Annotated in this window: 7 protein-coding genes and 1 pseudogene; 2 read left to right on the forward strand and 6 right to left on the reverse strand. The window is 56.7% G+C overall.

The window, feature by feature from the left end:
- Positions 1-106: 106 nt before the first annotated feature.
- The 4 genes from V6C07_RS10935 to zraS all read right to left on the reverse strand — a co-directional run bounded on the left by V6C07_RS10935 (position 107) and on the right by zraS (position 5517).
- Complete coding sequence (locus V6C07_RS10935; protein WP_333536512.1) at positions 107-1564, reverse strand: GGDEF domain-containing phosphodiesterase; 1458 nt, start codon at positions 1562-1564, stop codon at positions 107-109.
- 134 nt (positions 1565-1698) lie between these two features.
- Positions 1699-2343 carry an HD domain-containing protein gene (locus tag V6C07_RS10940; protein WP_333536513.1) on the reverse strand — a complete coding sequence of 215 codons (645 nt, stop codon included), beginning with the start codon at positions 2341-2343 and terminating at the stop codon, positions 1699-1701.
- Between the two features lie 205 nt (positions 2344-2548).
- The gene (locus V6C07_RS10945; protein WP_333536518.1) at positions 2549-3907 is read right to left on the reverse strand and encodes a sigma-54-dependent transcriptional regulator; all 1359 of its coding nucleotides are present in this window, start codon (positions 3905-3907) and stop codon (positions 2549-2551) included.
- 62 nt (positions 3908-3969) lie between these two features.
- Positions 3970-5517, reverse strand: coding sequence for a two-component system sensor histidine kinase ZraS (zraS, locus tag V6C07_RS10950; RefSeq protein ID WP_333536514.1), 1548 nt, complete (start codon positions 5515-5517; stop codon positions 3970-3972).
- A gap of 158 nt (positions 5518-5675) precedes the next feature.
- Between zraS and V6C07_RS10955 the strand changes: the two genes are divergently transcribed.
- Positions 5676-6131: a zinc resistance protein gene (locus V6C07_RS10955; RefSeq protein WP_333536515.1), complete on the forward strand. Its 456-nt coding sequence runs from the start codon at positions 5676-5678 to the stop codon at positions 6129-6131.
- Positions 6132-7129: 998 nt separating this feature from the next.
- On the opposite strand, the gene V6C07_RS10960 is transcribed toward V6C07_RS10955, so the two are convergent.
- Positions 7130-9214, reverse strand: a complete 2085-nt coding sequence (locus V6C07_RS10960) for a methyl-accepting chemotaxis protein (RefSeq protein ID WP_333536516.1) — start codon at positions 9212-9214, stop codon at positions 7130-7132.
- A gap of 391 nt (positions 9215-9605) precedes the next feature.
- On the opposite strand from V6C07_RS10960, the gene V6C07_RS10965 reads away from it, so the two are divergent.
- Entirely contained in the window at positions 9606-9779 is a 174-nt protein-coding gene (locus V6C07_RS10965) for a hypothetical protein (RefSeq protein WP_333536517.1), read from the forward strand.
- Positions 9780-9828: 49 nt separating this feature from the next.
- On the opposite strand, the pseudogene V6C07_RS10970 reads toward V6C07_RS10965, so the two are convergent.
- A pseudogene (locus V6C07_RS10970) lies at positions 9829-10032 on the reverse strand (radical SAM protein); the annotation flags it as partial.

The following is a 10032-nucleotide window of genomic DNA, read 5'->3' on the forward strand; positions in this document are numbered from 1 at the left end:
AAAGCGTGCTGGTCCTGAAGCCGCACCGCCCTGCACGGCCTTTTTTCATCCCGCCGCCATGCAGGGCGTTCGGCTTTACAGGGGCCTTGCCCGCAGGCGGCATGCCTCAGCGTGTGCCGTCCAGCGGAGGATTCAGCATGCCCCCGCTTTCCATAAGCTTTTCAAACTCCAGGCAAGGCATCGGGCGGGCATAAAAGAAGCCCTGCGCCTGAATGCCGCCAAGACCAAGAAGAAAATTGCGCTGCGCGGCGTTTTCCACGCCTTCGCACAGCACTTCCATATGCAGGTCGCCGGAAAGGCGGACAATGCTGCTGATAATGCTTTTGTTGGTAGAGGCTATTTCACCGGAGCCAAGCAGGCTTCTGTCAATCTTGATGACATCGAAAGGCACTTCTTTAAGCACATTGAGGCTGGAATAGCCCGCACCGAAATCGTCAAGCCAGATGGAATAGCCGTACTGTTTGAACTGGCACACGCTGGCGCGTATTTCCGTGAGGTTTTTGATAAAAACGCTTTCGGTAATCTCCAGCCCCACATGGCGCGGTTCAAGGCCGTGCATGCAGACCAGGTCGTGAAATTCTTCGGCAAAGGCAGGGTTTTTGAAATTTTCGCGCGAAACATTGACAGTGATGGGAACAAGCGGCTTGCCCTCATCAAGGCGCTGCCGCAAGTAGCGGCACACCTGCCCGTAGACGAGAAAATCCAGATTGATGATGTCGCCCGACTCTTCAAGCAGAGGCACAAAGCTGGCAGGCATGATATCCCTGCCATCAGGGGTGCGCATTCTTGCCAGGGCCTCGGCCCCCACCACCGTGCCGGTGGCGATGTCCACCTGTGGCTGCAAAAGAAAAAAGACGCCGCCGCATTCCAGCGATTTGATCACGTCTTCATACAGGGTCTGCCGCTGCAGGCGGTGCACTTCCATCGCATCGGTAAAAATTCCGCCGCGCGAGCGCAAGGTGGGCTTGAGCGCGCGCCGCGCCTGATCCGCCCGGCTGACGTGAGGGTGCAGGCTGGTGGGCTTGCCCTCCACGGAGCAGACACCGCCCACAAAAGCCAGATGACTGCGCGGGTGAAGCTTGCGCTTTTCCGCAAGAAAAAGTTCGCCCTTGGCAACGATCTTTCCGGCTGCGGCCTCAAGGCTCGTGCCTTCGGGGACCGTAAAGAGCATGGCGAACTGGTCGGCAAAAATGCGGCTGCCGCACACATAGCAGTCCAGATGCCGCAAGAAAGCGGCAAAAGCGCGCAACATGCTGTTGCCCGCCTGTTCGCCATAGACGCGGTTGAGCACCTGAAAGCCCTGCATATCGGCATGCAGAACGGCAAAATGCCGCCCCATCTGATCCGAACGCACTACTCGCAGGGCTTCTTGCAGAAATGACTCAAACTGCAAAAGCCACGTTGTGCGGTCATACTGTTCCATGCAGCCCAGCAAGCGCCGAATCCGGCAGCTTTCCCGACTTTTCAGGTCCAGCTCCGGCAAGCATGGCTCCACGCCTCCCGCATCAGAAAACCGCATATGCCCCTCAGCGCGGTCTTCCGCTTCATCCCCCAGAAAGTGCATGCCTCCCCCCTGCTATGGCCCGGCGCAAAGCCGCCAAAACGGCATTTTTCTACAATTCTGGACTGGACGAAACTAGCGCAGATTGGAATATTTTGTAAAGTAATTTCTATGGTTTGTCGAAATGACTATCAGTATCATTCCCGGCCCCGGCGCACCCACCATTCTTTCTCCACATGGCCGTACCACCAGCGGTTATGGTCTGTGCGCAGCACCACGTCCGCCAATTCCCTGGCAACCGGGCTGCGCAGCCGCTTGACGGCACTTTCGAGCCATTGCCCGGCAAAAGCGTTTCCCTTGTCCAACTCCGCCTTGAGATTGCAGATAAGGTCAAGCTGATCCGCATCATGGGCCAACATGGCTTCAGGGCTTGCGTTCTCGGCCAGTTCATCCCAGAGAGGCAGCACGTCATCTTCAAGGCCCGTGCCTTCCACGCAGTCTTCCAGCGCCTGGCGGGGCATGCATTGCCCGTAACGGTGATTCACGTAGTTGAGGTCGCCGGTGCGCGCCTCGTGCAGGTCATGAAAAAGACAGAGAAACGTCACCCTTGCCGGATCAATCCCGCTCAGGCGGGCCAACACATAGCCCATAACGCTGACCCGGTAAGAATGTTCGGCCACATTTTCCTTGCCGGAGCCAAGGAAAGCATAGCCCGTGCGCGGGGTGTGCCGCAGCATTCCAACTTCATTAAAAAAATCCGCCAGACGCTCCATCCTTTCCTGACCGGGGCTGTCTTCCTGGATATGCGTGTCGTTGACGTTTTTGGCGTGTGTCTTGCTCATGCTGCTTCCGATATGATTTTAGAGCAATTTAACTTTTAAATTGCTCGGACGTCTGCGTGAGCAGACGTTCGCTACGGAGGCGTAAGCGCAGTTTATCTGCGCGGTTAAACGCCGAAGTGAGCGTGCCTTAAACTTTGAGAATATACATTTTCAAAGTTAATCTGCTCTAGGCAGTGTCGTCACGAGCGCCTTTCGTCAAGCCGCTCTATTCGATCTCGTACTTGCGCAGTTTGTTGTGCAGTGTGGCCCGGGTAATACCAAGACGGCGCGCCGCCTCGCTCTTGTTGTCGCCGGTCTGGCGCAACGTTTCCTCAATGACCCGGCGTTCCACCTCGTCCAGGGGCAGCCCGGCCAAAGAAATATCCGCCTCGGCCGGGCGCTCGCCCGGCGCAATGGTTTCGGACAGCGCAGAAGGCAGTTCGCGCGCGGTGATAAGATCGCCGTTACAGAGAATAACGGCCCGTTCCACGGCATTTTCCAGTTCGCGCACATTGCCCGGCCAAGAATGCCGCAGCATGATGTCAAGCGCCTGGGCGGAAAAGCCGCGCACGGCCTTGCGGTTGCGGTTGGCGAAATTTTCCAGAAAATACGCCGCCAGCACAGGAATATCTTCCGGCCTTTCGCGCAGGGACGGCACATCAACACTGATGACATTGAGGCGGAAAAACAGGTCTTCACGAAAGCGCCGTTGCGCCACCTCATGCCGCAGGTCGCGGTTGGTGGCGGCCAGCACGCGCACGTCCACGGTAAGCTGCGTGTCGGAGCCTACGCGCTGCACTTCGCCCTGCTGCAGGGCGCGCAGCAGTTTGGCCTGAAGGGAAAGGGGCATCTCGCCCACTTCGTCCAGAAAAAGCGTGCCGCCGTGCGCCTGGGCAAAACGTCCCTCACGGCGGCGCTCCGCACCGGTGAACGAACCTTTTTCATGCCCGAACAGTTCGGATTCCAGCAGGTTTTCAGCCAGGGCCGCGCAGTTGACCGTAATAAGGGGCTGATCGGCGCGCAGGCTTTTGCCATGCAGGGCGCGGGCCACCAGTTCCTTGCCCGTACCCGACTCACCGGTAATGAGCACCGTGGCTTCGGTGGGAGCCACGGTATCCATAATTTCCTGCATGGCCCGGATGGCCGGGCTGCGGCCGATGATGCCGGGCATGGTCGTGGCATTGGTCAACTGGCGGCGCAGTTCGCGATTTTCAACACTCAGACGCGAATGCTCAATGCCCTGCTGCAAAGAGTGCTTGAGGCTTTCAAAGTCCAGAGGTTTGACCAGATAGTCGTATGCGCCCAGGCGCAGCGCCTCTACGGCGGTTTCCACCGAGGAATACGCCGTCATGAGAATTACAGGCAAGGCGGGATTATACGCAAGAATCCCCTTGAGCGCGTGTATGCCGTCCATGCGCGCCATGCGCACATCAGTCAGCACGGCGTCAAAGGCTTTTTCTCTTACAAGGGCCACAGCCTCGTCGCCATCGGTAGCCTCATCCACCGTATAGCCCCAGGAACGGAGCATGGTTCGCAGCATGCCGCGGTGCGCGTCATCATCGTCCACTACAAGAATGCTGTTCATCACGCTGACAATCCTCCTGACACACCGGGCAACGGCCATCTGCGCCGTGCTATGCCCTGTGGTCATATGCGCTTTCTTTTTCTGCGTTCCACAAAAGACGGCGTTGCCGGACGGGCCTCCGGCAGCCAGATGCGAAAAATGGTTTCTCCCTCCACACCGGGCTGCGCCTGACGGGAGGTAACGCTGATCTCCCCGTTATGGGCCTCCACGATCTTGTGAACCATAGCCAGTCCGAGGCCGGTTCCCTGTCCCTTGGTCGTGAAGTACGGATCAAAAATATGCGGCAACTGGCGGGGGACAATCCCCACGCCCGTGTCACGCACCATAAGGCAAACGCCTTTCTTGTGCCATGTCACGGCAAGGGTGAGCCGCCCGCCTTCCGGCATGGCGTCCAGCGCATTCAGGCAAAGATTCAGCAGGGCCTGTCCCATACGTTCCGGGTCGATCATAGCCTGAGGCACGCCCGGAGCCATTCGGTATTCCACCTCAATACCGCGTTTTTCGGCATCCTGCTTGATGAGGCGGATCACATGTTCCACCACTTTTGCGAGGCTGCCGGGCCGGGGGCAGACATCGCTGGGCCGGGAAAGACCGATGAGGTCCATAATCACGCGGTTGAGCCTGTCCACCTCATTGACCATCACGTTGGCCGCGGCGCGATCCTCGCTGCCTTCGGGAAACCGCTGGCCGAAATAGGTGGCATAGCCCTTGATGGAGCTCAAGGGATTGCGGATCTCGTGAGCCACCCCGGCGGCCAGATTGCCCACTGCGGCCAGTTTTTCCTTGCGGCGCACCTCTGCCTCAAGACGGCGCACTTCCACCTCGGCCTTGCGCTGCTGCTGGCGCGATTCGCGCGCACGCTCGGCATAATACAATGCCAGCAGGCAGGCCAGACCCACCAGAAGCGTTACGGACGAAAGCATGGCTACGTAATCCCGGTTCTGGCTGCGCGTGATCTCAAAAGGAGAAATCTCCAGCCCCAGAAAAATGATGGGAACAGGGTAGCCCTTGGGCAGGTCGGACATGCCGGGAGAAAACTGGCGGTAAACCACAAAAACCCGCTGGCCTTCCATGCGCATGATGCCCCATTGGGCCAGCATGCCCGGATTCAGGTCGCGCATGCGGGACTCGTCCATCTCCCTGTCTTCCACTTTCAGTATCTCACCGAGGCGCACACGATTGCTGTGCGCCACAATGATACCGTCGGGCATGGTTACGGAGACAAAAACAATGCCGGGGCTTGCGGCCATTTCTTCCAAGAGCACCTGCAGGCGCACGCCCGCCTCGCTACGCATGCCGGAGCGCAAGATGCTTTCAAAAGCGATAATAAGGGAAGAGCCTTTTTCTGCCAGCAGCCGGGCCATGGCTGCCTCGCTGCGCTCGATGGATATATAGGCCAGCAGGCTGATCATGAGGGCCAGCACAAGAGCCGCGCCGCCCATAAGCAGGCCGATAGACGTGCGCGAGACATTCCGCATGCCTTTCATGGACGCATAAAGCTCCAGACCGCCCCATCCCTGGGGCGGCTCTTTTCGGCTTTCGCCGTCGGGGTTGTCGTGTGCCGAACTCATGCCTGTGCTTATAGCGTCATGCGCGCACAGTGTCATCATGCACAGGCCAAGGGCCATAAAAAAAGTTGCATGATTTTTGCAATCGCATAAGATGCGGAGTATGCGTTGCCACGACAGCGCATCTGCCGTTTTTCGACCTGAATATACGGCGTCTGACTTGCCGACGCCACAGATGCAAGATCAGGAACTATTTTGCCATGCGAAAGACTTCTTTGTTACTGACCTTTCTGTGCGGCACACTGCTGCCCGCGTATTCTTCAGCGCAAGGCCCGCAGGGCGAAGCGCTTCCCGTCCCCGCTACACGAGCCGCTACTGGTCCGCTGGATGTGTGGCTGGACTACCTGCCGCCGAGCCAGCGCATGAAAGCCCAGAGCATTATGGAAGAGTACCGTCCCAAGGTACAAGACCTGCGGCAGCGCATTATCTCCAAAAAAAACGAGCTGGAAGAGCTCAACTATAACCGCAGCACATCACCCGATACCCTGCCCCGCCTGGGGCGCGAACTTCAGGTGCTGCGCGATGAACTGCAGGCCATGCTCATTCATGCCGACCAGCGCATGCGGCGCGAAGTGGGTATTCCCCTGGGTACCCTTGCCAGCAGAGGATGCAGCATGGAATTCACCGTAAAAAATACTATGGAAGGAACCCAATAGCGTCTTCACTGCTCCGGCCCCACGCCCTCTCCACTTGCCTTTCTTTTCTGTCCCCTCCTCCCCGGCACCACGCCTCTGCCGACCATTGATACCTCACGACAGCTTCAGTTTTCGCGACGCAATCAGCGCATAAAAATCATACTTCTGATTAAAATTTATACATATTTCGAATACACCTGTATAAAAAAAATACAGGCAGTGGAACGTTGCGTCCAACGGTTTTAACAAAAAAAACTGTTTAAATTCAAAATATTAACTATAAAATACCCCAATATCTAAACTTTGGCACACCAATTGCTATTCTGTAAGCAAGATTACGAAAATGACATAGAGAAATAAAAGAACAAATAAGGTTTCAAACAGAACCGTATTTACCTTATACAAATTTCATATGTTTTACGTAGCGCATAAATCGGCTTCCAAGTCCGGCCGGCCATTAAAGGCACAAACCGGAAAGTACATAGGCGAAGCGGCAGAAAAGCGCCAAGGCTGTATAAACAAGATTTCGGCTGTGCGCGACGCCGCCATGGAACTTCAATTATAAAGAACTTGTTGAGTCCAGGCCACAATAAAACGCTCTGTAACGGGCTATATTCAAAAGATTTTCCGCCCTGAAAAAGCCGGGCGGGAAGCAGCTGAGCCGAACAAAACGGCAATGCGTCGCCAACCCAGCCAACCCGCCGACGGGCGGTAACGATATATGTAAAAAAGTAACAAACTTTCCGCATGCCCTCCGCCCCCATTGAGGACATCCGGATCCCCCCCGAAAACCTCCTCCTTTGAACAAAACCTCTAACCATCGGAACATCCTCCCTCTCTCGGCCGCCGGTTGCCCCCGGCGGCCGCCTCTTTTTTATGCCTGAAAAAGTCTTTGCCGCCTCCAAGAAAAGAAACGGGGCTATATTTTCCACGCACAGGCAATGCTTTCACATACAGGCAAAAAGGCTTCCGCGCTTATGCGCGGAAGCCTTTTTGCGGCGTACCGGGATATGCCCGGCCTAGCCGAGTTTCATTTGTGCGATAAGATTCTTGAGCGTGTGCGCCTGCGCGGCCAGTTCGGTAACCGCCTGCGCGGCCTCGGCCATGGCAATGGCGCTTTGTCGCGCCATCTCGTTTACCTGCACAATGCTGTGGTTGATTTCTTCGCTGGCGACCGACTGCTCTTCGCTGGCAGCGGCAATGGCATTGACCTGGTCCGAAGTGCCTTCCACAGTAGCCACGATCTCCCGCAGGGCCTGGCCGGACTCGCTGGCAAAGGTTGTAGCCTGCGCAATCTGGTTTACGGCATTGTCTGCCGAACCCATGCTTTTTGCCGTACTGTTCTGTATGGCCTTGATGGCGGCGCTGACATCGTGGGTGGAAGCCATCGTCTTTTCAGCCAGTTTGCGCACCTCATCGGCCACCACGGCAAAACCCCTTCCGGCCTCACCGGCACGAGCGGCCTCAATGGCCGCATTGAGGGCCAGCAGGTTGGTCTGGTCGGCAATATCGGAAATAACGTTCATAATGCGCGTGATGCTCTGGGCATGCTCGCCAAGCTCGGCCATGTCGCTTTTAAGCTCTTCCGAAACGTGCCGCACCGCTTCTATGCTGCGCACGGCCTGTTCCACAATCTGAGCGCCTGCATGGGCCTTTTCCTTGGTTTCTCTTGAAGCCGTGGAGGCGGCGGCGGCATTATGCGCCACTTCGCGAACCGTGGCGTTCATCTGGTTCATGGCAGTAGCGGCCTCGGAAAGACGCTGGGACGATTCGGCGGCGCTGCGGTCAGACTGCTCAATCTGGGCGGAGAGCTGAGTGGACGCGGACGAGATAATACCTGCCACTGCTTCCAGTTGTCCGGCTGCGGCCAGCATGCCCTCTTGCCGGGCATTTTCCGCCTGCTTGCGCGCCTCCTGGGCTTCGCCCATTGCTTCCTCGGCTTCTGTTTTGGCAAACTCTGCCTGACGGTTTTTTTCCTCACTGTCGTGGAACAGACTGCGCAGCTTGCCCACCATGCCCTGAATGCCCTGCGAAAGCCCGCCGATTTCATCACTGCGCTTGGCCGCACTTCCCAACGCCGTCTCTTCCTCCTGTGAAGGGTTGAAGTTGCCACCGGCAACGGCCTGCACATAATTTTCGCCAGCCCGGATGGAACGTGCAATACCCCGCGACACAACAATAATAATAAAACCCACCACAATGACGGCTATGCCACCCACAAGCATGTTTTCTTTCAGCAGGTTGCGGGCCGGGCCAAGCAGTTCATCCCTGTTGCCCACAAGCACCACATGCCAGTTGCTTTCCGGCATGTGCCGGTAATAGGCGACCATCTCCGCATCGCCGTGGTTATAAACCGCACGGCCGTTGCCTTCGGCCAAGGCCGCCTTGACAAATGGCAGATGCTTGCTGTCAGACCCGAGCAAACGCTTGTCTGGGTGCATGAGCACCCTGCCCTCGCTGTCGTAAACAGCACAAAAGCTGTCTTTCCCGATCTTGATGGTGTCTGTGGTATCGGCGCTCAGGCGGGCAAGGCTCATATAGGCGTACAGCACGCCGTAGGGCTTGCCGTCCTTCATGACAGGGGTGGTAATTATGGTGGCGAGGTCTCCCGCATGGTTGGGAATGTTCTCAAAGCCCATACTTCCCCGAAGAGCCGCGTTCACAGATCTGCGCTCACCCATGTTCCGCCCTACAAGATCTCTGGCCGTGTGGGCTATGACCCGCCCGTCGATATCAAGGAGACCGGCGCCGTCCACAATGCCGAAGTGCTCTGTCAGGCTGTCAAGAACGCTCTGCACGTCCGCTCCGCTGGAAACCGGCTCATCGTAGACCACTTCCAGCGTCGGCTCCCCGGCACCCCGGCGAATCAGCGCATTCCTGACATGGTTGGATTGGGCGCTGGTCTTCATGAGACCGCGCGTCATTTGCTGCACGGTGACCAGACCATGCACCTGCTTGTCGATAACGGTGTTCAACTCGTGCGCAATTTGTTGCGTAAGAGACGTTTCCGCCCGCCAATAGCTGAAAACACAAACTGCGGTCAGCCCCAGCATGGACGGAACCAAGATGTTGAGCATCATCTTGCTCATGATTCCCATTTTCATAGACAGCCCCTTCGAACTCGTGAGTTTTGTGAATTAACAGCCAAAAACACAGCCTGTTCAGGCCTGCGCGAGGTCAGTGACAATGGATTAACAGCTAAAACAGAGCCTGTTCAGGTCTGCGAGAGGTCAGTGGCAGAGGAGGTGGACAGGAAGAGACCTGGAGAAAAAGTCAGGAAGAACCAGAAACTGGCGCCAGTCTAACCAAGTCTATATAGCTTTTCGGCTTTTATTGCAAAACTTATTATATCTTGCGACATATTTTTTATTACCGCATGAAAATACTAGATATATAAAAAGTCTAAAAAACAAATAAACGCATATAAAATGTATGCGTCATGAGCGTCTGTGAAAACTGACGTGGATGAGAAGCGTCAATCGGCCCGGAAAGGGCATGCTGAAAGCCCCTTTGCCAGCAGGGCGAAGCCGCAAAAAAACCAGAATGGTCGGGCGTTGGCCCGCAGTGTATCGGGCTGGGAAGGAATGGAGCGAGGAGAATCAGGGTGGTCTGAAAATATCCGAAGTGGCCGGGGTTACCCCGGAATGGCCGGAAGTGAATGAAATCTGACCGAAGCGGCCAGGACATTTCAAGGCAGAAATGCCCGGCTTCTTGATGGTCAGGGAAAAGTGAGGGTCAAGGAAATATCCTGACCGCAGGCGGCGTCAAAGCGCACGTTTTTCGGCTCAAGCCCCAGAGCGGCCCATGCTGGGCGCAGCTCGCCACGCGTTCCCCATATATACCCCTGGCAGGATCGCGGCAGGCGCATGGCGGAAAGAACAGGGGCGGAAAACTCTCCGTAAGGCCCACCCGCCGCTACCGC

This window comes from Desulfovibrio sp. 1214_IL3152, from assembly GCF_036763055.1.
In the GTDB taxonomy this organism is placed as follows: Bacteria; Desulfobacterota; Desulfovibrionia; order Desulfovibrionales; family Desulfovibrionaceae; genus Desulfovibrio.

What these genes read in the sequence shown, in the direction of transcription:
- V6C07_RS10935 (WP_333536512.1), bottom strand. Translation starts at nt 1,564, where the DNA reads ATGCACTTTCTGGGGGATGAAGCGGAAGACCGCGCTGAGGGGCATATG.
- V6C07_RS10940 (WP_333536513.1), bottom strand. Translation starts at nt 2,343, where the DNA reads ATGAGCAAGACACACGCCAAAAACGTCAACGACACGCATATCCAGGAA.
- V6C07_RS10945 (WP_333536518.1), bottom strand. Translation starts at nt 3,907, where the DNA reads ATGAACAGCATTCTTGTAGTGGACGATGATGACGCGCACCGCGGCATG.
- zraS (WP_333536514.1), bottom strand. Translation starts at nt 5,517, where the DNA reads ATGATGACACTGTGCGCGCATGACGCTATAAGCACAGGCATGAGTTCG.
- V6C07_RS10955 (WP_333536515.1), top strand. Translation starts at nt 5,676, where the DNA reads ATGCGAAAGACTTCTTTGTTACTGACCTTTCTGTGCGGCACACTGCTG.
- V6C07_RS10960 (WP_333536516.1), bottom strand. Translation starts at nt 9,214, where the DNA reads ATGAAAATGGGAATCATGAGCAAGATGATGCTCAACATCTTGGTTCCG.
- V6C07_RS10965 (WP_333536517.1), top strand. Translation starts at nt 9,606, where the DNA reads ATGCTGAAAGCCCCTTTGCCAGCAGGGCGAAGCCGCAAAAAAACCAGA.